Source organism: Microtetraspora malaysiensis (assembly GCF_050947145.1).
Lineage (GTDB): Bacteria > Actinomycetota > Actinomycetes > Streptosporangiales > Streptosporangiaceae > Microtetraspora_A > Microtetraspora_A malaysiensis.
In genome coordinates this window covers 8,343,416-8,363,789 of record NZ_CP191998.1, presented here as the reverse complement: position 1 = coordinate 8,363,789, position 20,374 = coordinate 8,343,416, and the positions used below count along the sequence as shown (strand labels likewise).

Below are 20,374 nucleotides of genomic sequence, written 5' to 3'. Positions count from 1 at the left end.
GCGAGGAATCATGACCGCCGCCAGGGCGATGCGCGGGCTCGATTCGGGCCAGTTGCTGTTGATCTGCGCCGCCGGGATGCTCACGGTGGCCGGGATCTCCCACACGGCGGCGGGCGGCCCGGTCGATCCGCAGGTCGCGATCGGCTTCGGCGCGCTGATCGCGGTGGGCGAGCTGGCCAGGCTCACCATGCCGGGCAACCGCGAGGTGGCGCCCATCTCCACCGCCGCGGCGATCGGCTACGCGCTCCTGCTCGACGTGGGCGGCCAGCCGGCCCGTCAGTCCGCGCTCCAGGTCGTCGCCGTCATGTCGGTCGGGATGATCGCCGGGGCGTTGCCGCACCTCGCCGTGGGCCGCCCGCCGCGCCTGGACGCGATCGCCCGGAGGCTGCTCGCCGGATCGCTGCTGGCCTTCGCCTACCGTCCGCTGGCCGGTTCGCTCCGCTCGATCGCGATAGACGGCAACTGGTGGCCGGCGCTCGGCGTGATGGCGGCCCTCGTCGGGCTCATGCTCACGGCCGACGTCGTGATCGCCGCCATGCTCCGGGCCGAGCAGGTCAGGACCGCCTTCGGTGTCGCCGTACGCGACGAGCTGCGGATGGCCGCGCCGCTGGGCGCGGCGGTGGCCGCCTCGGGGACGCTGCTCGCGCTCGCCGCGCACAGCATGAACATGACGGCGCTCCTGGTGTTCGCCGCGCCGCTGCTGGTGACCCAGGTGGCGTTCCGCAAGTACGCGGGCATCCGGGCGACGTACCTGCAGACGGTCCGGGCGCTGAGCCGGGTGACCGAGGTCGGAGGGTACGTCGAGCCGGGGCACTCCCGGCGGGTCAGCATGCTGTCGGTCGCCGTCGGCAGGGAGCTCGGCATGCCGGAGCCGCAACTGCTCGAACTCGAGTACGCCGCGCTCATGCACGACATCGGGCAGCTCTCCCTCAGCGACCCGATCCCGGGCGGGGCCACCGTCCTCACCGATCCTGCGCAGGCGAAACGGATCGCCGAGCTGGGCGCGGAGGTGATCAGGAAGACCGGCGTGCTGCACGGCGTGGCCGAGATCGTCCGCCGCCAGTGCGACACGGTGGACCACTCCCCGCCCATGCCCAGCCGGGTCATCAAGGCCGCCAACGCGTACGACGACCTGGTGGGGGGATCACCCGACCGGGACCGGGCGGCCGCGGCGCTGGAGCGGCTCAGGTTCGGCGTCGGCACCGAGTACGACCCCGCCGTGGTCGAGGCGATGGCCCGGGTGGTGGATCGGCTCACCGGGACGACCCGCTTGTAGCGCACCTCGCACCGGATCGGCCTGGAGCCGGGGCGATGGCCGTTGTTTTTGTGCCGACCCTACAGATTCCCCGTGCGCGTTCAGTCGGAATCAAGCGCAGGGGATCAGAGGGGCACCGCCGTAGGGTTGGCTGCGTGTTCGAGTCAGTTCTTGTCGCCAACCGCGGCGAAATCGCCAGGCGGGTCATCCGCACGGTCAGGCGCATGGGGCTGCGCGCGATCGCGGTCTATTCCGAGGCCGACGCGGACCTCCCCTTCGTGCAGGAGGCGGACGAGGCCGTGCTGCTCGGCCCGGCGAGCCCCGCGCAGAGCTACCTGGACGTGGAGAAGGTGCTCGACGCCGCCCGCAAGTCCGGCGCGGCGGCCGTCCACCCCGGCTACGGCTTCCTTTCAGAGAACGCCGACTTCGCCCGCGCGGTCATCGACGCGGGCATGGTCTGGATCGGCCCGGCTCCCGAGGCGATCGTCCAGATGGGCGACAAGATCAACGCCAGGAACCTGATGGAGAACGCCGGGATCCCGGTGGCCGCGGGCACCCGCGAGCCGGTGACCACGCTGGAGGACGCCCTGCGCGCGGCCGAGGAGGTCGGCTACCCCCTCATGGTGAAGACCGCGGGGGGCGGCGGTGGCATCGGCATGGGCGTCGCCTACGACGACGAGTCCCTGACCAAGGCGTTCGAGCAGGCGTCCAGGGCGGCCGCGCGATTCGGGGGCGGTGCCGCGATCCTGCTGGAGCGCTACATCGAACGCGCCCGCCACGTCGAGGTGCAGATCCTCGGCCTGGCCGACGGCACGGTGGTCGCGCTCGGCGAGCGCGACTGCTCGGTGCAGCGGCGGCACCAGAAGGTCGTGGAGGAGAGCCCGTCCCCGGGCATCACGCCCGAGCTGCGCGAGCGGATGCTCGCGGCGGCGGTGCGCGTCGGCGAGGCGGTCGGCTATCGCGGCGCCGGCACGGTCGAGTGCCTGGTCGACGCGGACAAGCAGGACTTCGTGTTCCTGGAGATGAACACCCGGCTCCAGGTGGAGCATCCCGTCACCGAGCTGGTGACCGGGAGCGATCTGGTCGAGCACCAGCTCCGCATCGCGGCCGGCGAGGTCTATCCCGTCGAGGTCGCTCCGCGCGGGCACGCCATCGAGTTCCGGATCTACGCCGAGGACCCGAAGCGGTTTTTCCCCGGACCTGGGAAGATCTCAGTCTGGGAGGAGCCGTCGGGCGAGGGAATTCGGGTCGATTCTGGATATGTCGCGGCAAACACCGTCACGCCGTTCTACGATCCGCTGATAGCCAAGCTCTGCGTTCACGCCGCCACCCGCGCGGAGGCGCTGGAGCGCGGCCGCGCGGCCGTCGCGGCGTTCCGCGTCGAGGGGCCGAAGAACAACCTGCCCTTCTGCGCCGAACTCCTGGACCACCCCGAGTTCGCGAGCGGGGACTACGACACCGGGCTGGTGTCCCGCATGCGGTCGTGACGCCGCGGGCCTGGTCGTGATGGACGCCGGTCCGGCGAGAGCGCCGGTCCGGCGAGTGGAATGACTGAAGAGGAGTTGTGGTGGCGGAAGTACGCGCCGAGATGGTGGCGAACGTCTGGAAGATCGTCGTCTCCGAGGGCGACACCGTGGCCGAGGGTGAGACGCTCGTCATCCTGGAGTCGATGAAGATGGAGATCCCGGTCATCGCCGAGGACGCGGGCGTCGTCGCCCAGCTCAAGGTCGCCGAGGGCGACGTCATCCAGGAGGGCGACCTGATCGCCGTCATCGAGTAGGCGCGAGGGTCAGAGCGCCGCGAGGAACCGCTCCCGGTCGACCACCACCCGCTCGATCCTCCCGGTGGCGACCAGCCGTCCGGTCTTGTCGACGGCGGTGATGGCGAAGCCGAGCCGCCTGCCGTCCACATCGGTCAGCTCGGCGGAGATCTCGACGTGCATGCCGACGGGGCTGGGGACGCGATGCTCCAGCTCGACCCGCGTGCCCACCGAGGTCTGGCCCGGCTCCAGGTAGCGCTGGACGGCCTTGACGGTGACCCCTTCGGCGAAGGAGAGCAGCCGCGGCGTGCCCAGGACGGGCACGTCCCCGCTGCCCACCCTGATTGCGGTGTCCTCTCGCTCCACCATGATGAGGATGTTGGCGCGCAGACCAGGAGCTAGCGTCATATTTTCCAGCCTAGTAGTCGTACGCTCGAAGGCCGTGAGCGAGTTCTGCCACCATTGTGGTGGACAGCCCGGCGAGGGAGACTACTCGGTCTGCGTCGCCGCCGTGCCCTGAGACGCCGCGCCACCCTCGTGGCGTCGCAGGTGCCTGGTCGCCCAGGTGAACCGGCGCGGATGGTCCGTCCGTTGTACTGAGCACGGGATCACTCGCGCGTAGGCTCCCGACAGGCGGGCTTCCGTGACCCGGGTGTGACATTCCCGAGACACGGGTCTGCTTGGTTGGACAACTCCGGGGAACTTGAGGGGGTATTGGGCACATGGTGGCCCAGGGGATGACGCTGGCGGGGCGCTACCGCTTGGACGCCCGGATCGGCGCCGGTGGCATGGGCGAGGTGTGGCGTGGTGAGGACACCGTTCTCGCGCGCACCGTCGCCGTCAAGGTGCTGCTCCCCGGAAGGCTCGACGACCCCGGCTTCGCCGTCCGCTTCCAGGGTGAGGCCCGGGCGATGGCGACCGTCAACCACCCCGGCGTGGTCGACGTCTACGACTACGGCGTGACCGACGTCCCCGGGGACGGGCCCACGGCCTACCTCGTGATGAAGTTCGTGGACGGCGAGCCGATCGACCGGCTGCTCACCCGCCTCGGCCGGATCGGCCCCGAGCCGGCCATGGAGCTCATCGCCCAGGCGGCGGCCGCCCTGCATGCCGTACACGAGCGCGGCATCGTCCACCGGGACGTCAAGCCCGGCAACCTGCTTGTCCGCTCGGACGGCACGCTGATGCTCACCGACTTCGGTATCGCGCGGGCCGACGCGGCGAGCCGCCTCACTGACGCGGGCATGGTCCTCGGCACCGCCGCGTACTGCGCGCCGGAGCAGGCCGAAGGCCAGCCTGTCACGCCCGCCGTGGACATCTACGCCCTCGGAGTCGTGGCGTACGAGTGCCTCGCGGGACGGCGGCCCTTCGACGGCGAGTCGCCGGTGGCGATCGCGCTGCAGCACATCCGGGACGAGCCGCCGCCGCTGCCGCGGGACGTGCCCCCGGCCGTGCGCATGGTGGTGGAGCGGGCGCTGCTCAAGGACCCGGCCCGGCGCTGGCCGGACGCGGCCTCGATGAGCGAGGCGGCGCGCAGGTCGGTGCTGCCCGATGCGCGGCAGCCCGCCCACCCGCAGTTCCCGCATGACACCGGCGCGGCGCCTGGTGGGCTCGACCTCGGTGGCCCGGCTTCGGACGGCTACTCCCCGGCCACCGGGGGATATTCCCCGGCCACGGGCGGCTACGGACCGGCGACCGGCGGATATTCCCCGGCCACGGGCGGGTACGGTCAGGCGACCGGCGGGTACGCGTCGGCCGACTACCCGACCGAGGCGGACCGCGCGTACGGCGCCGAGGCGTGGGAGGACCGTCCGGCCGCCCCGGGGACGGCCACCACGCCGGGGCCGAGGGGGTCGCGCCGCAGGAAGAGCCGGAAGGCCCCGATCGCGGCGGGCGCGGCCGGGCTCGCCGTCTTCGCCGGGCTGGCGGCGCTCGGCATCAACGCCCTGGCCGCGTCCGGCGACGAGCAGGTCAACCCGTCCTCGTCCGAGTCGGTGACCTATGAGACGGAGACGCCGACGACCGCCCCGTCGCCGCCCAGGGGACGGCAGCGCACCAAGACGCCCACGCCGACCGTGCAACCGCCGCCGACCACCGCGACCCGGCCGCCGCGCCCCTCGCCGTCACCGTCGGCGACGCCGACCCCGTCGCCCAGCCCTAGCCCCAGCCCGAGCGACGAGCCGATGGAGAAGGTGCCCTCGGTCATCGGGCTGACCGAGGAGAAGGCGACCGCCAGGCTGAGGAGCCTCGGGTTCAAGGTCAGGGTGAGCTCAGCCGGCGGCGACGGGATGTGCACGAAGGTCACCGGCCAGGACCCGAAGGGCGGGGAGGAGGCCCCCGAGGGCGCCACGCTCAAGATCGTGATCACCAAGATCCCTTGCGCGGCGCCGAGCCCGAGCCCGTCACCCAGCCTGTCGCCCTCGGCCACCCCGGACCCCAGCCCGTCGCCGCGCTAGATCACTAAATCCCGGTCGTGTTGCGCGGGTAGGCGACCGCGGGGTCGGTGGCGATGTTCACCAGGTACGGCACGCCGGAGTCGAAGGCGCGCCGCAGCGCCGGCCCGATCTCCGAGGGCGACGTCACCAGCTCGCCGCCGCCGCCGAGCGCGGTCACGACCTGGTCGTACCGGCACTGCGGCTGGAGGTCGGCGGCCACGTCGTAGCCGTACAGGAGCTGCATGGGGTGCTTCTCCAGACCCCACATGCCGTTGTTGCCGCAGATCATGACGACCGGCAGCCGGTGCCGGACGAGCGTGTCCACGTCCATCAGGGAGAAGCCGGCCGCGCCGTCGCCGAGAAGCAGCGCGACCTGGGAGGAGGGGCGGGCGAGCCGGGCGGCGATCGAGTAGCCGAGGCCCGTGCCCAGACATCCGTACGGGCCGGGGTCGAGCCAGTTGCCCGGGTTGCGCGGTTCGACGTACTTGCCGGCGTAGGACACGAAGTCGCCGCCGTCGCCGATGACCACCGCGTCGTCCGCGAGGATCTTGCCGAGCTCGCCGTAGATGCGCATGGGGTGGATCGGGTCGGCGTCGGAGGCGAGCAGCTCGGCGTCCCCGGCGATCGCCGCGGCGGACGCCTCGGCCAGCGTGGCCACCCACGGCGCGTACGCCTTCGGATCGACACCGGCGGTCGAGCAGGCCGCGGCGAGGCCCCAGAAGGTGAGGGAGAGGTCTCCGGCGGCGGATCCGGCCAGGCCGACGTGCGTGGCGAGCTGGGAGGCCGCGTCGGCGATGTGGACGACCTTGGCCAGGGGAGCGCCGTCCTTGCCGCCGAACCAGCCGTATCCGAGGCGGAAGTCAAGCGGCGTGCCGACAACGATGACCAGGTCGGCCTGCCCGAAGGCGCGACCCCGGGCCCGGGTGACGAGCAGCTCGTGCCCGGCGGGGAGGATGCCCCGGCCCTGCCCGTTCGGGATGACCGGCAGGCGGTACTCCTCGACGAAGTCGCGCGCGGCCTCCTCGGCGCGGTCCATCCACACGTCGGAGCCGAGGACCAGAACCGGCCGCTCGGCGGCGGCGATCAGCTTGGCGATGTCGGCGAGCGCGTCGGTGTCCGGCTCCAGCGGCGACGGGGAGAGCGTCTCGGTGTCCCGCGCGGGCGACGGCGCGAACAGGTGGTCCATGTAGAAGTCGACGAAGACCGGGCCGCGGTGCGGGGCGAGCGCCGTCCGGAAGGCCATCTCGACGTCCTGGCCGATCGTCTCGGCGCCGGAGCCGGTGAACGCGAGCTTGGAGATGGATTCGAACAGCGGCGGGTGGTCCATCTCCTGGAGCGCTCCGGAGCCCCAGCGGGACTGCGGCGCCCGGCCGCCCATGACGACGACGGGGGAGCCGTTGAAGTGGGCCGTCGCCACGCCGGAGACGCCGTTGGTGATGCCGGGGCCCGCGGTCAGCACGGCGAGGCCGGGGCCCCGGGTGAGCCGGGCGGTCGCCTCGGCCGCGAAGACAGCACTCTGCTCGTGCCGTACGTCCAGGATGCGCATGCCCTCATGCACCGCGCCGTCGTACAGGGGGAAGACGTGCCCCCCGGACAGCGTGAACATCGTCTCGACGCCGTAGGCCTTGGAAACGGCGACCGCGACGTCGCCCGCGTGCTTCGCTGCTGACTCCATGCCGGGAAACCTACCAGCCAGTCACATAGGGGGATAGATGAGTCGCCCCTGCCCGCTGGGCCGCGAATCTACACCTGAAACCGCGCTCTCCGCGGGCCTGGAACCCCCTTCGGCCGCCGCCTCCAGAATGAGAGGGACGGCCTACGTCACGGGGTGAGCCGGAGCGTCGATCGGAAGCGGGCCGGGTTGAACGTGCCGCCGAGAGTGGGGCCGAGCCCCGCCCTCGCCACGCGGGCGAACGCGGTGCGGTCGAGCGCGCCCGCGCCCTCGGGCAGCGCGCCGGCCAGCGGTCGCGCGGCGAGCATCTCCAGGTCGCCGATGTTGTGGCGCTCCGCGAGCCCCGGCTCGGCGGGCCAGCTTCCCACGACCACACCGGCCGGCTCGACGCCGCGGGCCGCCATCACCTCCAGCGTCAGGGCGGTGTGGTTCAGCGTGCCGAGTCCCGCCCGCGCGACCACGAGCACCGGGGCGTGCAGCAGGTGCGCCAGGTCCGGCAGCGTCCAGCCTTCGTCGTCGAAGCGGACGAGCAGGCCGCCCGCCCCCTCCACGATCACCAGCCGGTGCGACTCGGCGATCTCCCGGATCCGCTGGGCCGACTCCGCCAGGGAGACCGGCGGCAGGCCCGCCTCGCGCGCCGCGGCGGCAGGGGAGAGCGCCGCGGGGAAGCGGGCGAACTCGAACGTCGTCGTGACCCCCGAGAGCCGGATGACCTCGTCGAGGTCGCCCGGCTCGTCCGGCGCCACGCCGGTCTGCGCCGGCTTCACCACCGCCACCGCGACTCCGCGCTCCCGCGCCAGTACGGCCACAGCCGCGGTGACCACCGTCTTGCCCACCCCGGTGTCGGTGCCGGTGACGATGAGGATGCTCATCAGCCAACCCTAGGGGCTGGGCCTGCGCAGACGCGTGACGAACTTGTAGCGGTCGCCGCGGTAGAGCGACTGGGCGTACTCCACCGGGTGGCCGTCCGCGTCGAAGGCGTGCCGGGTGAGCAGGAGCATGGGCAGCCCCACGTCCACGCCGAGCACCTGGGCGTCGTACGGCGTGGCCAGGACGGTCTCGATGACCTCCTCGGCGTCGGTCAGCCGCACGTTGTAGGCGTTGTGCAGCGTCTCGTACAGCGACGAGTGGGCCTCCAGCTCCCGCCGCAGCCGCGGGAACCTGCGGGCGGACAGGTGCGTGGTGTCGATCGACATCGGCTCGCCGTTGGCGAGGCGCAGCCGGTGGATGCGCAGCACCCGGCCGCCCGGGTTGATCGCCAGCCGCCGGCTGAGCTGCTCGTCGGCGGTGATGTAGCTGATGTCCAGGATCTTGGTGTCCGGTTCGAGGCCCACGGTGCGCAGGTCCCCGGTGTAGGACGTGAGCTGGAGCACCTGGGCGACCTTGGGCTGGGCGACGAACGTGCCCTTGCCCTGGATGCGCAGCAGGCGGCCCTCCACCACCAGCTCCGACAGCGCCTGGCGCACGGTCGTCCGCGAGGTCACGAACCGCACGGCGAGCGTGCGCTCGGGCGGCAGCGCGCTGCCCGGAGGCAGGCTCTTGGTGAGTTCCAGGAGGCTCCGCTTGACGTCGTAGTACTTCGGGACTCTCGGCGCGTCCTCGGACAGCTCGGTCACGATGCCTCCCTCACGACGTCATCGATGGTTCGCCGGCTCACATGCCCACCTTCCGTTCGACCACGGCGGTGAGCGCCCGCCTGATCACCGCGAGGTCATCGGACCCCAGATTGGCCCGAGCGGTCAACCTCAAAGACGACCTCCCGTGGGGCACCGATGGTGGGCGGAAGCATCCCACGCGCACGCCGAGTTCCGCACACAGGGTCGCCGCGGAGACCGCGTCGCCGGGCCGGCCGAGCACGATCGGGACCACGGCGGCGGCCGGGTCGGCGGTCTCCAGGCCGAGCTCACGCGCCACCGCGGCGAGCGTCCGCGCCATCGACGACGCGCGTTCCGGCAGCTCAGGCTGCTCCTCCAGGATCTCGACGGCCTGGAGCGCGGCGCCCACGCAGGCGGGGGCGAGCCCGGTGTCGAAGATGAACGACCGCCCCGTGTCGATCAGCGTCTCGACTACCTCGGGGGCGCCGAGCACCGCCCCGCCCTGAGATGCGAGCGACTTGGAGAGCGTGACGGTTCTCACAATACGAGCATCCCTCGCGAGCCCCGCCGCGTATACCGCGCCCCGGCCGGATTCGCCCACCACGCCGAGCGAGTGCGCCTCGTCCACCAGGAGAAGAGCGCCGTGCCGGACGGCCGCCGCATGCAGGGCGGAAAGCGGCGCGAGGTCGCCGTCCACGGAGAAGACGGCGTCGGTGACGACGACGGCGTGCTCCTCGGCGCGCTCGCGCAGGGCCGCCTCCACGGCCGCCACGTCCCTGTGGGGGGTGACCACCACCCGGGCCCGGGACAGGCGGCAGGCGTCCACGATGGAGGCGTGGTTGCCCGCGTCGGACACCACCAGGCCGCCGCGGGCGAGCGCCGTCACGGCCGCCAGGTTCGCCAGATAGCCCGAGGAGAAGACAAGGGCGCGTGGAGCGCCGGCGAAGGCGGCGAGCCGGTCCTCCAGCTCCGCGTGCAGCCACGTCGATCCCGTCACGAGCCGTGAGCCGGTCGAGCCGGTGCCCCACTCCTCCGTCGCGCGTACGGCCGCCTTGACCAGACGGTCGTCCCGGGACAGGCCGAGATAGTCATTGGAAGCCAGGTCGATCAGACCGTCGTGGTCGGGGGTGCGCGGGCGCAGGGCGCGCCGCAGGCCCGCCGCCTCCCGGTCGGCGGAGGCCGCGCGCAGTCTGTCGAGTGGCCTACTCATGGGTGCATCTTTGCAGGTCGGGCGGGTGGATTCGCTTTCGGGCCGGTTCGGGACGCATGATGCAGAGGTGCCGACTCTCAGCGACATGGTGTACCGCCGAACCACGCTCGACGCCGCGGGCATCGAGTGGATGCGCTCTCTCGTCTCCGACTGGCAGTTGCTGGCCGACCTGTCGTTCGCGGACCTCATCCTGTGGATCCCGCGTAAAGAGGGAGCCGGCTGGGTGGCCGTCGCGCAGATGCGGCCGACCACCGGGCCCACCGTCTATCACGACGACATCGTCGGCATGGTCGTGACCGAGGGGGAGCGCCCCCTGATCGACGTCGCCTGGAACGAGCACCGGATCTGCCGCGAGGGCGACCCGGACTGGTCCAGCGGGGTGCCGGTCCGGGAGGAGACCATCCCCGTACGGCGCGGCCTCGACGGCGAGTTCATCGGCGTCATCCAGCGCTCGACCAACCTGTCCTCGGCCCGTACGCCGTCCCGGCTGGAACTGACCTATCTGCAGAGCGCCTCGGACATGGCCCAGATGGTGGCCGAGGGCAGGTTCCCGTTCCCGGAGGAGGAGCCGACCCTCGTCCGCTCGCCCCGGGTCGGCGACGGCCTGCTCCGGCTCGACCGGGCGGGCCGGGTGACGTACGCCTCGCCCAACGCGCTCTCGGCGTACCGGCGGCTCGGGCTGCAGGCGGACCTGGTCGGCGCGGAGCTGGGCCGCACCACGGCGGATCTCTGCTATTCGGACGAGCCGATCAACGAAGACCTGATGCACGTCGCGAGCGGCCGGGCCCCGAGGGAGACCGAGGTCGAGCGCGGCGGCATCGTCGTGCTGCTGCGGGCGATCCCGCTCGTGGTCGGCGGCGGCCGAATCGGGGCGCTGGTGCTGATCCGCGACGTGACCGAGCTGCGCCGCCGCGAGCGCGAGCTGCTGACCAAGGACGCCACGATCCGCGAGATCCACCACCGGGTGAAGAACAACCTGCAGACGGTGGCGGCGCTGCTGCGGCTGCAGGCCCGCAGGCTCGGCAACCCCGAGGGGCGCGAGGCGCTGGAGGAGGCGGTCAGGCGGGTCGGGTCGATCGCGATCGTGCACGAGATTCTGGCCCAGATGCCCGAGGAGATGGTCGAGTTCGACGACATCGCCGACCGGGTCGTCGCCATGACCGCCGAGGTTTCGGTGGCGCATGTGACGCCCAAGCGGATCGGCAGCTTCGGCGTGCTGCCGGCGGCGGTGGCGACGCCGATCGCGATGGTGCTCACCGAGCTGCTGCAGAACGCGGTGGAACACGGCTTCTCACACGCGAGCGGGAGCATCCAGGTGCTCGTGTCGCGGGACGCGGATCACCTGGAGGTGGTGGTGGCCGATGACGGAAAGGGCCTGCCCACCGATTTCGACCTGGAGGCGACGACGAGCCTTGGATTGCAGATCGTCCGCACGCTTGTGGTCGGCGAGCTGTCCGGACGGTTGTCCATTGCGCCGCGCGAGGGCGGCGGGACCGAAGTAATGATCAGCATTCCCGTACAAACGGGGTAAGGGCCGCGTCCTTCGGACGCGACCCTCGCCTTTCATGTGACCGAAACAACAGTGAAAAGAGAGCGCTGTTGTATTTGGCGCTATGCGAGATCTTCAGTGCGGGACCTCTGGGGGAGAAATTCAGACGTTCGCGCGGGCGCGGGCGCGGGCCGTCCGGCGCTTGAGCGCGCGCCGCTCGTCCTCACTCATCCCACCCCAGACGCCGGCGTCCTGACCGGACTCCAGCGCCCACTTGAGGCACGACTCCATGACGGAGCACTGCCGGCATACCTGCTTCGCCTCTTCGATCTGCATGAGCGCGGGGCCGGTGTTGCCGATCGGGAAGAAAAGCTCGGGATCCACGTCACGGCAGGCAGCGCGGTGGCGCCAGTCCATGCGTTCCACTCCTTCGTAAGTGGAGCCTCCGCGGCTCCTGACCGTCAACTTTGTGAAGTCTTTCACTAACTGCTGCGAACGTGCTCCCGGAACACGGGTAGTCCGGGATGGGTTCGTTGATCGCCGGGACCTCCAGGGAGCGGTGGCTTCCGGAAAGGTCCTACGTTCCGACGTCGAAATCAGCTTTTCAGGGACGCCAAGACCGCACAAGAGGTTTGGGAGAAGGTTTTGCCGGTTATGGCTGTCGGATTCGTCACACTATGACGGCATGTAACGGGCTAGACGAGGACTTGTAATGCGTCCGGGATAGACCGGAAAAGCACCCGTTCACGTTCTCCCAGGTAGTCCCCGTCCAACTGGAAGGCGATCGGACGGGAGGCGGAAAGGGTGAACTCCTCCTCGTCGTGAGCCTGGACCAGGTGCCGACCCGTCGGCAGGCCCGACCGCTCCCCGATGATCTGCCGTACCAGGCTGACGACCGTGCTCAACCGCATCTTCCGCAGCGCCAGCAGGTCCAGCCCGGTCTCGAACCCGGCCCACGGCGTCGGGTTGATCGGGTGGGACCCGGCGAAGGTCCACGGCGCGGTGTTGGACACGATCGCGATGAAGATCCGGCTCTGCGGCGCCTGCCGCGGACGCTCCAGCACCATGGCCGGACGGCGGCGATCGGTCAGGAAGTAGTGGTTGATCGCCGTCTTGACGTACAGGGCGGGCGTCGCCTTGCAGCCGGCACTCCGCAACCCCTCGACGGCCCGGACGACCTCGGCGTCGTACCCGAGCCCAGCGCAGAATGTGAAATAACGCGACCCGTGCGGGCCTGTCGGCGGCACTGCCCCCGCGTCGCCGTGTGAAACATCGTGGTCCCAGACGGCTTCGCCGAGCCCGATCGTGCGCCGGCGGCCGTCCCGCAGCGCCTCGAGGGCCGCTCCGGTCGCCTCGACCGGGTTGTTGGGCAGCCCGAGCGCCCGCGCGAACACGTTCGCGCTCCCTCCGGGGATCACGATCAGCGTGGGCCGCTCCGACGCCGGCGCGGAGGGCTGCCCGCGCAGCAGGCCGTTGGCCGCCTCATTGATGGTGCCGTCGCCGCCGAGCACGGCGACGGCGTCGAACCCCTTGGCGTGCGCCGTCCCCGCGATCATCGCCGCGTGCCCTCGGTAGCCGGTCTCCTCGACGGTCAGGTCCATGGCCGCGCCGAGCGCCCTCATCAGAACGTCACGCGTGCGATGGTTGGTCGAGGTCGCCTTGGGGTTGACGACAAGGAGAGCCCGCATGCCCTGAAGGGTAGAGCACGAACCATGCCCTACCGCCCAAGTTGTTAGTGTTGGCCGCTGTGAGCAGCCGACCCATGACCCTGACCGTCGCCTCCGCCGTCGTGGCCGTCGAGGGCCTCGTCTCCCTGATCCTCGGCGGCTACGTCGCCGTCGAGACGCTGATCGGGCAGCCGAGCGACATGACGACTTCCATCGCCGTCGCGGCCTTCGGGGTCCTGGCCGGCCTCGGCCTGCTCTGGGTCGCCTGGGGGGTTCTCCAGGTGCTGCGCTGGAGCAGGGGGCCGGGTGTGCTCACCCAGATCTTCGCGTTGCCCGTGGCGATCACGTTGATCCAGTCCCAGCAGTACACCTACGGGGTGCCGCTGGTGCTGGCCGCTGTGATCGCCCTGGTGACGCTCCTCGCCCCGCCGTCCACGAAGGCGCTGATGGGCGAGGACGGACCGCACGCGTCCTGAGCCGGACGGGCCAGGGAGGAAGCCCCTCCCTAGTCCTCGGCGGTCAGGCCCTCGCGAAGCTGGGCGAGGGTCCGGGCGAGGAGACGGGACACGTGCATCTGCGAGATGCCGAGCTCCGTCGCGATCTGCGACTGCGTCATGTTCCCGAAGAAGCGCAGCAGCAGGATGCGCTTCTCCCGAGGAGGCAGCCGCTCCAGCAGCGGCTTGAGGGACTCGCGGTACTCCACGCCTTCCAGCGACTCGTCCACGATGCCGAGCGAGTCGGACACTGCGGGCGCGTCGTCGTCGCCGGAGTCGGGCGCGTCGAGGGACACGGTGGAGTAGGCGTTGGCCGACTCCAGGCCCTCGAGGACCTCTTCCTCGGTCATCTGCAGGTGGGCCGCCAACTCGGCGACCGTGGGCGCGCGGCTCTCCCGCTGCGACAGCTCGCTGATCGCCTTGGTGAGCGACAGCTTCAGCTCCTGAAGCCGGCGCGGCACCCGGACCGCCCAGCCCTTGTCGCGGAAATGCCGCTTGATCTCTCCGACGATCGTGGGGGTCGCGTAGGTGGAGAACTCGACGCCGCGGCCCAGGTCGAAGCGGTCGATCGACTTGATCAGGCCGATTGTGGCGACCTGGGTGAGGTCGTCGAGCCACTCGCCCCTGTTGCGGAACCGGCGGGCGAGGTACTCCACCAGCGGGAGGTGGAGTTCGACGAGTTCGTCGCGGATGCGCTGACGCCTCGGATCGTCGGCCGGCAGCTCGACGAGTTCCCCGAAGAGCGCGCGGGCACGCACGCGGTCGGGCACCGCCGAGTCGCCCGAGGCCATGGCACGCGTCCTCTCCGTCACGCCGGCCTCGCTGCGCCTCGGCGCTTACGCAGCACGATCGCCATGTGATCGGGGGAGTCGGAGATGGCGTCCACGTCGTCGGCGAGCGCGGTGAGCACCATCCAGGCGAAGTCGTCGCGCTTGGGAGTGGTCACTCCGACCGTGTTGACCTCGACCCGGACCGTCATCTCCTCTCCGGTGAGCTCGAACTCGGCGACCAGATCGGTGCCGGGCACAGCCTGCCGCAGGAGCATCGCGCAGGCTTCGTCCACCGCGATGCGAAGATCCTCGATCTGGTCGAGGGTGAAGTCCAGCCGGGCGGCCAGCCCGGCGGTAGCTGTACGCAGCACTGACAGATAGGCGCTCACGGCGGGCAGCCGGACACTCACAGCGTCGCGGATCCCGGCCAGATCCACCGCAGGCGTCTCGGTTTCCTCGGTCACGTTCCTCCTCGCCCCATATCGAGCCGGCGCACTGCCGCTCACTGCAACCTACCGCCACTCGACCACGTTTGCTCGGCTTGGACGCGCCGATTGTCGCGATCTTGGAGGTCGTCACGGGGGAATCTCACGGTTCGGACGGCCCGGAAATACCGGACCCCGCGCGGTCGTGGACCGGGCGGGGTCTGGACAGTCTCAGGCTCAGGCGGCCTTGGTCTCCCAGAAGATCTTCGCGATCTCGTCGATCTTGCCCAGGAGCTCGTCGGCCTTCGCCACGTCGACGGTGCCCTTCGCACCGGCGGCGCCCGCGAGCTTGGTGGCGTCCCAGAACAGCTGGTGAAGCTGGGGGTACTGCTCAAGGTGCGGCGGCTTGAAGTAGTCGGTCCACAGAACCCAGAGGTGGTGCTTGACCAACTCGGCGCGCTCTTCCTTGATCGTGAGCGCGCGGGCGCGGAACACCGGGTCCTCGTTGTCGGCGTACTTGGCCATGATGGCCTTGACCGACTCGGCCTCAATGCGGGCCTGGGCGGGGTCGTAAACACCGCACGGCAGGTCGCAGTGGGCGGACGCCTCGTGCTTGGGCCGCAGCAGTCGTGCGAGCATCGGAATCCTTCCTTAATGCTGTGACAGCACTGTCCAGGTACCGACCTTACTCGTCTTGGAAATCTACGTGTGGAGGGGGATGTGCTCACCACGGTCCGCGTCGTCGGTGACTCGATGCTGCCCGTTCTGCGTCCCGGGGACTGCCTGCTCATACGGCGCGGCGCCGCCGTGCGGGAGGGCGACCTGGTGGTGGCGCGGCGGCCGCACGGCCTGATCGTCAAGCGCGCGTTCCGCCGTACCAGCGAGGGCTGGTGGCTCGAGAGCGACAACCAGAACGCGCCGGGACGGCGGGACAGCTGGGACTTCGGCGCGGTGCCGGAGTCCGACATCGTCGGACGGGTGGTGCTGCGCTACTGGCCGCGCGTCGCCTTCCGCCTCGCCGTGCCGCGCTTGCGCGCCCGGTAGTTCGCGACGTTGACGCGGTTGGCGCAGCGCTCCGAGCAGTAGCGGCGCGACCGGTTCGACGAGGTGTCCAGGTAGGCGTTGCGGCAGAGCGGCGCCTGGCAGATGCCGAGCCGGTCCATGCCGAGGCTGGTGACGACCGTCGCCAGGCCCATGACCGACCCCACGGCGAGGGTGTCGGCCACCCGTCCGCCCTCCGTCAGGTGCATGTGCCACGGCTGGTCGTCGTGGCCGGAGATCTGCGGGTGCACGGGATGACGGACGAGGAGGCCGTTCAGCCGCTCGACCGCGTCGGCCCCGTCGCCCCTCGCCGCGGACTCGAAGACGCCCGTCAGCTCCTCACGCAGCTCGCAGATGGCGTCGAGATCTCGGCGGTTGGCGCGCGCGGCGGCCTCTTTTCGGCCGGTTTCGGCGAGCAGTTCACGCAGGGAATCGAGGGATCTCAGCCGGTCGTGCTCGTTGACAAGGAGTACGGCGAGCTTGGCATATGAGGTGAAGTCCACGTGCGACCCACGGTTGTAAGTGATCAGACCGGACATCGAGTATTACATGCCGCGGCTACTGTTGCATACGCAATAAAACTGACACTTTGTTAACCCTCGCGCCTCGAGGGCCGCCATCTCATCATGTGGCACAATCAAACAACGGGTGACCCCCGTACCCCCCAAAGAGACGACCGTCAACGGCGACGGCCGCCGGGCGGCTACCGAAGCCCGGGCTGGACCGCTCTTGCGGCGTCTACCGAAGGAACTCCTCGTGACACTGGGGTCGCTGTGACTATTACTCCCGCTTCTCTGGAAGCTCTCGACGTCGATCCTGCGTTCGCCCTGCACCGCGGCGGCAAGCTCGAAGTCCGCTCCACCATCCCGGTCCGTGACGCTGACGATCTGTCCCTGGCGTACACGCCGGGCGTCGCCCGGGTCTGCACCGCCATCGCCGACAATCCCGAGCTGGTGAACGACTACACCTGGGTGTCGAACGTCGTCGCGGTGGTCTCCGACGGCACCGCGGTCCTCGGCCTCGGCGACATCGGCCCGGCCGCCGCGATGCCGGTGATGGAAGGCAAGGCGCTGCTGTTCAAGGAGTTCGCGGGCGTCGACGCCGTGCCGATCTGCCTCGACTGCACCGACGTGGACGCGCTGGTCGAGACCGTGGTCCGGCTCGCGCCCTCGTTCGGCGGCATCAACCTGGAGGACATCAGCGCCCCGCGCTGCTTCGAGGTCGAGGATCGGCTCCGCTCGCTGCTCGACATTCCGGTCTTCCACGATGACCAGCACGGCACGGCCATCGTCGCCCTCGCGGCGCTGCAGAACGCCGCCCGGCTGACCGGCCGCTCTCTGGGGGACCTGCGCGCGGTCATCGCGGGCGCCGGCGCCTCCGGCGTGGCGGTGACGCGCATCCTGCTGGGCGCGGGCATCGGTGACGTCGCGGTGGCGGACTCCAAGGGAGTGATCTACACCGGGCGGGACGGCCTCAACCCCGTCAAGGAGGCCCTGGCCAGGGACACGAACAAGGCCGGATTCACCGGCTCCACCGAGGAGGCCCTCAGCGGCGCCGACGTTTTCATCGGCCTGTCGGGCTCCACGGTGACCGAGGAGGCCATCGTGTCGATGGCTCCGGACGCGATCGTCTTCGCGCTGTCGAACCCGACGCCGGAGGTTCACCCCGAGGTGGCCCGGCGGCACGCGCGCGTGGTCGCGACCGGCCGGTCCGACTTCCCGAACCAGATCAACAACGTGCTCGCCTTCCCGGGCGTGTTCCGCGGCGCCCTCGACGTCCGGGCCAGGACCATCACCGAGAACATGAAGGTGGCCGCCGCCACCGCGCTGGCGGCCGTGGTCGGGGACGAGCTGTCCGAGGACTACGTGATCCCGTCACCGTTCGACCCCCGCGTCGCGCCCGCCGTGATCGCGGCCGTGGCCGAGCAGGCCCGGCTGGACGGCGTCGCCCGCCGCTGACATCGAAACGGGGGCCCGGCCATGTGGCCGGGCCCCCGTCTCATGTCCGTCGTTCCCAGAAGGGAGCGCGGAGGATGGCCGCGTTACTTCGTCTCGGTGATCCCGATCGAGCCGTCCTTCTTGACCAGCGAGCCGGACCAGAGGGAGAAGCCGGCGCGGTACACGCTGTAGGTCTCACCGTCGAAGTAGGCCGAGGTGATCATGTCGCTGCGGTGGTTGCCGTCGGTGTCGCCACCGAGGCTGGTCACGCCGTTGATGTAGCCGAGGCGACGGTTGCTGTTGTACTTGAGGATCCAGGGGCCGCCGGAGGAGCCGCCGGTCATCGAGCACTTGAGGCCGATCTGCTCCTCGACCTTCACGCTGCTCTCGACGATGGGGTAGACGGGCTTGCCGTAGCACCACTTCATCTTCTGGCCGGTGAAGACGTAGTTGCCGTCGTCGTGCGGCGCGGCCGGGTAGCCGAAGGCGAAGACCGGCTGGCCGACCTTCTGGTTGTACGCGAAGCCCTGGCCGCCGGCGTTGGCGCCGAGCGGGCCGAGGTCGACGAACGCGTCCTTCTTGGCGTCGTACCCGATGCCGTTGTAGACCGTGACGAACGCGTAGTCGCGGTCGAGGTCCTCGTAGACGTCGAAGTCGTAGTGCGTGAACGCCTGCTTGCCGACGTAGACGCCCCACGGGGCCCTGCCGTCGTAGTAGCCGGGGACGAAGACCCACTTGCTCACGGTCTGCCGGTTGGTGTCGATGTCGTAGACGCAGTGGCCGGCGGTGGCGACCATGTTGCGGTACTGCGACTGGATCGCCGACGCGGAGCAGGCGTAGAGCTCGTCGTCGATGACGAAGAACGCGCGGCCCACGGTCTTGGGCAGGTTGACGTTCTTGGACTTGCCGGCGGCCTTCTTCTCGTCGCCGATCGCCGGCACGACGCCCGGCTTGCCGTCGGCGGCCGGTCCGCCGGTGGAGACGTGCTTCGGCACGCGCTTGTGCTCGGCGCCGTATGCCTTGGCGGCCTTGAGGTTGGCGCCGCCGTCGGTGGTCCAGAAGTCGATGATGTCCGCGGCGTTCGCGGGGGAGGCGAGCTTGGCCTTCGACACGGTGGACGCGGCCGTGGCGGGGGTGACCAGGGCAGCGGCCAGAAGGCCGGTGGCGGCGAGGCCGCCCAGGGGGAGAAGCAGCTGCTTCTGCATGAGGGTTCGCTCCTTGCGCTGATGAGGGCCGCTACTGCGCCCCTATCGTCAGTAAAGGGATGGTAAAAAACCTACAGCACCCAATTAGGGGCCCTCATGTCCCGATATATGCGGAGCGGTTTGTTACAGAATGTTGATCTCGTTCGCGCCGTCACGGAAGACGCCGCCGGGCACCGCGTCGGAGCGGACCTTCCGGGCCGCGACGTAGACGCTGAAGAGCTCGCTGTCGAAGTAGGGCGACACGGCGGCGCCGCCGGACGTGGCGATGGCGACACCGTTCAGATAACCCAGCCGTCCGGTCTTGCGGTAGCCGATCAGCCAGGACGAGCCATCGGTCGTCCGGGACGACTTCAGGCCGAGCAGAGCGTTCGCGCGGATGGACGGATCCTGGAGCCGGAACGTCGCGCCGCGCACCGGCGGCGCGGAGTGTCCGAGTATGACGGTCCTGCGGCCGATCTCCTGGTTGTAGGCGAGTCCCTGGCCACCGACGCCGTCCCCGAGCCGGCCGCCGTCGGCCAGCTTGATGACGCGTCCCGGGGCGCGCGAGGGCTGCGGCGCGAGGCCGTTGTGGACGGCGACGAAGGCGTAGTCGCGGTCGAGGTCCCGGTACGTCGCGAAGTCGTGGTGGGTGAACGCCTGCTTCCCGGCGTACACGCCGAAGGGGGCCGCGCCCGGCTGGTAGCCGGGGATGAAGATCCATTTCCGCATCGGCGCGCCGTCGGTCTCTATGTCGAAGACGCAGTGCCCGGCGGTGGCGACGAGATTGCGGTGCGGGCCCTGGACCGAGGTGCCCGAGCACCAGTGGGGCTTGTCGTCGGATCCGACGAAGAAGACCCGGCCCGTGGTCCGGGGCAGGTTGACGTTCTTGGAGGCGGCGGTGCGGTTCCCGTCCTGTGCCGTCCGGTCCGGATCGGTCGTGTCCTGGGCCGGCTTGCCGCCGTCCGGTTTCGCGCCGTCCGGTTTCGCGCCGGGGGTTTTCCCGGCCGCGGTCTTTCCCTGCCCGGCCTTCTCCTGCGCCGACCCGCTGTCGGCGGGTCGTACGCCGCCCGGCTTGCCGTCCGGCGCCGCGCCGCGCTCCGTCTGCCGCGCGCTCACCTTGAGGCGCAACGCGTACGGCGTCGCGGCGGCGAGGGCGCGGCCGTCGCCGCCGAGCCAGTACGCCAGCACGGACGGGACCTGGGCCTCGGTGGCGAGGGGGCGGGTGGCGGCGATGTCGTACGCGTGCGCGGGCGCGCCGGAGGTGACGAGCGTGGCGGCGCAGAGCGCCCCGGCGGCGGCCGCCGTACGCGTGGCGGCCAGGACGACGCGCTTCACGGACGCTCCTCGCGCTCTCTGCGTGGACGCCCGCAGCGCCCTTTGCCTCGGTAAAAAGGAAGATTACCGTTCATTTGCCGTGGCATGGCACAAAACCTGGCTGCGC

The 20,374-nt window shown here is 70.6% G+C and carries 21 protein-coding genes; 8 read left to right on the top strand and 13 right to left on the bottom strand.

What is annotated here, in order from left to right:
• Positions 1 to 10 precede the first annotated feature (10 nt).
• The 3 genes from ACQP1V_RS38995 to ACQP1V_RS38985 all read left to right on the top strand — a co-directional run bounded on the left by ACQP1V_RS38995 (position 11) and on the right by ACQP1V_RS38985 (position 3,035).
• Positions 11 to 1,276, top strand: a complete 1,266-nt coding sequence (locus ACQP1V_RS38995) for an HD-GYP domain-containing protein (RefSeq protein ID WP_387415109.1) — start codon at positions 11 to 13, stop codon at positions 1,274 to 1,276.
• Positions 1,277 to 1,410: 134 nt separating this feature from the next.
• Positions 1,411 to 2,742 (top strand): acetyl-CoA carboxylase biotin carboxylase subunit, encoded by a 1,332-nt coding sequence (locus ACQP1V_RS38990; RefSeq protein ID WP_433415984.1) that lies wholly within the window; start codon positions 1,411 to 1,413, stop codon positions 2,740 to 2,742.
• Positions 2,743 to 2,822: 80 nt separating this feature from the next.
• On the top strand, positions 2,823 to 3,035 hold the full coding sequence (locus ACQP1V_RS38985) for a biotin/lipoyl-binding carrier protein (RefSeq protein WP_218001608.1): 213 nt from the start codon (positions 2,823 to 2,825) through the stop codon (positions 3,033 to 3,035).
• Positions 3,036 to 3,044: 9 nt separating this feature from the next.
• Here ACQP1V_RS38985 and ACQP1V_RS38980 read toward each other — a convergent pair whose 3' ends face one another.
• A complete protein-coding gene (locus ACQP1V_RS38980) occupies positions 3,045 to 3,422 on the bottom strand; it encodes a thioesterase family protein (protein ID WP_067125857.1) in 378 nt (125 codons plus the stop codon).
• 329 nt (positions 3,423 to 3,751) lie between these two features.
• On the opposite strand from ACQP1V_RS38980, the gene ACQP1V_RS38975 reads away from it, so the two are divergent.
• The gene (locus ACQP1V_RS38975; RefSeq protein ID WP_433415981.1) at positions 3,752 to 5,470 is read left to right on the top strand and encodes a serine/threonine protein kinase; all 1,719 of its coding nucleotides are present in this window, start codon (positions 3,752 to 3,754) and stop codon (positions 5,468 to 5,470) included.
• 4 nt (positions 5,471 to 5,474) lie between these two features.
• Here ACQP1V_RS38975 and ACQP1V_RS38970 read toward each other — a convergent pair whose 3' ends face one another.
• From ACQP1V_RS38970 to ACQP1V_RS38955, 4 genes are all read right to left on the bottom strand, one after another.
• Positions 5,475 to 7,124 carry an acetolactate synthase gene (locus ACQP1V_RS38970; RefSeq protein ID WP_433415978.1) on the bottom strand — a complete coding sequence of 550 codons (1,650 nt, stop codon included), beginning with the start codon at positions 7,122 to 7,124 and terminating at the stop codon, positions 5,475 to 5,477.
• A gap of 146 nt (positions 7,125 to 7,270) precedes the next feature.
• A complete protein-coding gene (gene bioD, locus ACQP1V_RS38965) occupies positions 7,271 to 7,993 on the bottom strand; it encodes a dethiobiotin synthase (protein ID WP_433415975.1) in 723 nt (240 codons plus the stop codon).
• 9 nt (positions 7,994 to 8,002) lie between these two features.
• The gene (locus tag ACQP1V_RS38960; RefSeq protein ID WP_387415136.1) at positions 8,003 to 8,728 is read right to left on the bottom strand and encodes a GntR family transcriptional regulator; all 726 of its coding nucleotides are present in this window, start codon (positions 8,726 to 8,728) and stop codon (positions 8,003 to 8,005) included.
• Positions 8,729 to 8,774: 46 nt separating this feature from the next.
• The gene (locus ACQP1V_RS38955; protein WP_387415099.1) at positions 8,775 to 9,926 is read right to left on the bottom strand and encodes an 8-amino-7-oxononanoate synthase; all 1,152 of its coding nucleotides are present in this window, start codon (positions 9,924 to 9,926) and stop codon (positions 8,775 to 8,777) included.
• Between the two features lie 67 nt (positions 9,927 to 9,993).
• Between ACQP1V_RS38955 and ACQP1V_RS38950 the strand changes: the two genes are divergently transcribed.
• On the top strand, positions 9,994 to 11,457 hold the full coding sequence (locus ACQP1V_RS38950) for a sensor histidine kinase (protein ID WP_387415097.1): 1,464 nt from the start codon (positions 9,994 to 9,996) through the stop codon (positions 11,455 to 11,457).
• 120 nt (positions 11,458 to 11,577) lie between these two features.
• Here the strand turns inward: ACQP1V_RS38950 and ACQP1V_RS38945 are convergent, their stop codons facing one another.
• Both ACQP1V_RS38945 and ACQP1V_RS38940 read right to left on the bottom strand, forming a co-directional pair.
• Positions 11,578 to 11,832: a WhiB family transcriptional regulator gene (locus ACQP1V_RS38945; protein WP_067125837.1), complete on the bottom strand. Its 255-nt coding sequence runs from the start codon at positions 11,830 to 11,832 to the stop codon at positions 11,578 to 11,580.
• Positions 11,833 to 12,110: 278 nt separating this feature from the next.
• Positions 12,111 to 13,103 carry a diacylglycerol/lipid kinase family protein gene (locus ACQP1V_RS38940; protein WP_433415970.1) on the bottom strand — a complete coding sequence of 331 codons (993 nt, stop codon included), beginning with the start codon at positions 13,101 to 13,103 and terminating at the stop codon, positions 12,111 to 12,113.
• A gap of 59 nt (positions 13,104 to 13,162) precedes the next feature.
• On the opposite strand from ACQP1V_RS38940, the gene ACQP1V_RS38935 reads away from it, so the two are divergent.
• Positions 13,163 to 13,558 (top strand): hypothetical protein, encoded by a 396-nt coding sequence (locus tag ACQP1V_RS38935; RefSeq protein WP_387415093.1) that lies wholly within the window; start codon positions 13,163 to 13,165, stop codon positions 13,556 to 13,558.
• Between the two features lie 29 nt (positions 13,559 to 13,587).
• Here ACQP1V_RS38935 and ACQP1V_RS38930 read toward each other — a convergent pair whose 3' ends face one another.
• The 3 genes from ACQP1V_RS38930 to sodN all read right to left on the bottom strand — a co-directional run bounded on the left by ACQP1V_RS38930 (position 13,588) and on the right by sodN (position 15,410).
• Positions 13,588 to 14,367, bottom strand: coding sequence for an RNA polymerase sigma factor SigF (locus tag ACQP1V_RS38930; protein WP_174550665.1), 780 nt, complete (start codon positions 14,365 to 14,367; stop codon positions 13,588 to 13,590).
• Between the two features lie 17 nt (positions 14,368 to 14,384).
• Positions 14,385 to 14,810 (bottom strand): anti-sigma factor, encoded by a 426-nt coding sequence (locus ACQP1V_RS38925; RefSeq protein WP_067125828.1) that lies wholly within the window; start codon positions 14,808 to 14,810, stop codon positions 14,385 to 14,387.
• Between the two features lie 198 nt (positions 14,811 to 15,008).
• On the bottom strand, positions 15,009 to 15,410 hold the full coding sequence (gene sodN, locus ACQP1V_RS38920) for a superoxide dismutase, Ni (RefSeq protein WP_067125825.1): 402 nt from the start codon (positions 15,408 to 15,410) through the stop codon (positions 15,009 to 15,011).
• A gap of 81 nt (positions 15,411 to 15,491) precedes the next feature.
• Here sodN and ACQP1V_RS38915 point away from each other — a divergent pair, with 81 nt between their 5' ends.
• Positions 15,492 to 15,815 (top strand): S24 family peptidase, encoded by a 324-nt coding sequence (locus tag ACQP1V_RS38915; protein WP_433415967.1) that lies wholly within the window; start codon positions 15,492 to 15,494, stop codon positions 15,813 to 15,815.
• Here the strand turns inward: ACQP1V_RS38915 and ACQP1V_RS38910 are convergent.
• On the bottom strand, positions 15,761 to 16,351 hold the full coding sequence (locus tag ACQP1V_RS38910) for a CGNR zinc finger domain-containing protein (protein WP_387415088.1): 591 nt from the start codon (positions 16,349 to 16,351) through the stop codon (positions 15,761 to 15,763). The genes ACQP1V_RS38915 and ACQP1V_RS38910 overlap by 55 nt on opposite strands.
• Before the next feature lie 234 nt (positions 16,352 to 16,585).
• Here ACQP1V_RS38910 and ACQP1V_RS38905 point away from each other — a divergent pair, with 234 nt between their 5' ends.
• The gene (locus ACQP1V_RS38905; protein ID WP_433219088.1) at positions 16,586 to 17,770 is read left to right on the top strand and encodes an NAD(P)-dependent malic enzyme; all 1,185 of its coding nucleotides are present in this window, start codon (positions 16,586 to 16,588) and stop codon (positions 17,768 to 17,770) included.
• Between the two features lie 83 nt (positions 17,771 to 17,853).
• Here ACQP1V_RS38905 and ACQP1V_RS38900 read toward each other — a convergent pair whose 3' ends face one another.
• Both ACQP1V_RS38900 and ACQP1V_RS38895 read right to left on the bottom strand, forming a co-directional pair.
• Entirely contained in the window at positions 17,854 to 18,954 is a 1,101-nt protein-coding gene (locus ACQP1V_RS38900) for a trypsin-like serine peptidase (protein WP_387415084.1), read from the bottom strand.
• A gap of 123 nt (positions 18,955 to 19,077) precedes the next feature.
• Positions 19,078 to 20,268, bottom strand: a complete 1,191-nt coding sequence (locus ACQP1V_RS38895) for a trypsin-like serine peptidase (protein ID WP_433415964.1) — start codon at positions 20,266 to 20,268, stop codon at positions 19,078 to 19,080.
• Positions 20,269 to 20,374 lie beyond the last annotated feature (106 nt).

Bases quoted from the DNA above. Each gene is read 5' to 3' on its own strand.
- ACQP1V_RS38995 (WP_387415109.1), top strand. From the start codon at position 11: ATGACCGCCGCCAGGGCGATGCGCGGGCTCGATTCGGGCCAGTTGCTG.
- ACQP1V_RS38980 (WP_067125857.1), bottom strand. From the start codon at position 3,422: ATGACGCTAGCTCCTGGTCTGCGCGCCAACATCCTCATCATGGTGGAG.
- ACQP1V_RS38975 (WP_433415981.1), top strand. From the start codon at position 3,752: ATGACGCTGGCGGGGCGCTACCGCTTGGACGCCCGGATCGGCGCCGGT.
- ACQP1V_RS38970 (WP_433415978.1), bottom strand. From the start codon at position 7,124: ATGGAGTCAGCAGCGAAGCACGCGGGCGACGTCGCGGTCGCCGTTTCC.
- bioD (WP_433415975.1), bottom strand. From the start codon at position 7,993: ATGAGCATCCTCATCGTCACCGGCACCGACACCGGGGTGGGCAAGACG.
- ACQP1V_RS38955 (WP_387415099.1), bottom strand. From the start codon at position 9,926: ATGAGTAGGCCACTCGACAGACTGCGCGCGGCCTCCGCCGACCGGGAG.
- ACQP1V_RS38945 (WP_067125837.1), bottom strand. From the start codon at position 11,832: ATGGACTGGCGCCACCGCGCTGCCTGCCGTGACGTGGATCCCGAGCTT.
- ACQP1V_RS38940 (WP_433415970.1), bottom strand. From the start codon at position 13,103: ATGCGGGCTCTCCTTGTCGTCAACCCCAAGGCGACCTCGACCAACCAT.
- ACQP1V_RS38930 (WP_174550665.1), bottom strand. From the start codon at position 14,367: ATGGCCTCGGGCGACTCGGCGGTGCCCGACCGCGTGCGTGCCCGCGCG.
- sodN (WP_067125825.1), bottom strand. From the start codon at position 15,410: ATGCTCGCACGACTGCTGCGGCCCAAGCACGAGGCGTCCGCCCACTGC.
- ACQP1V_RS38910 (WP_387415088.1), bottom strand. From the start codon at position 16,351: ATGTCCGGTCTGATCACTTACAACCGTGGGTCGCACGTGGACTTCACC.
- ACQP1V_RS38900 (WP_387415084.1), bottom strand. From the start codon at position 18,954: ATGCAGAAGCAGCTGCTTCTCCCCCTGGGCGGCCTCGCCGCCACCGGC.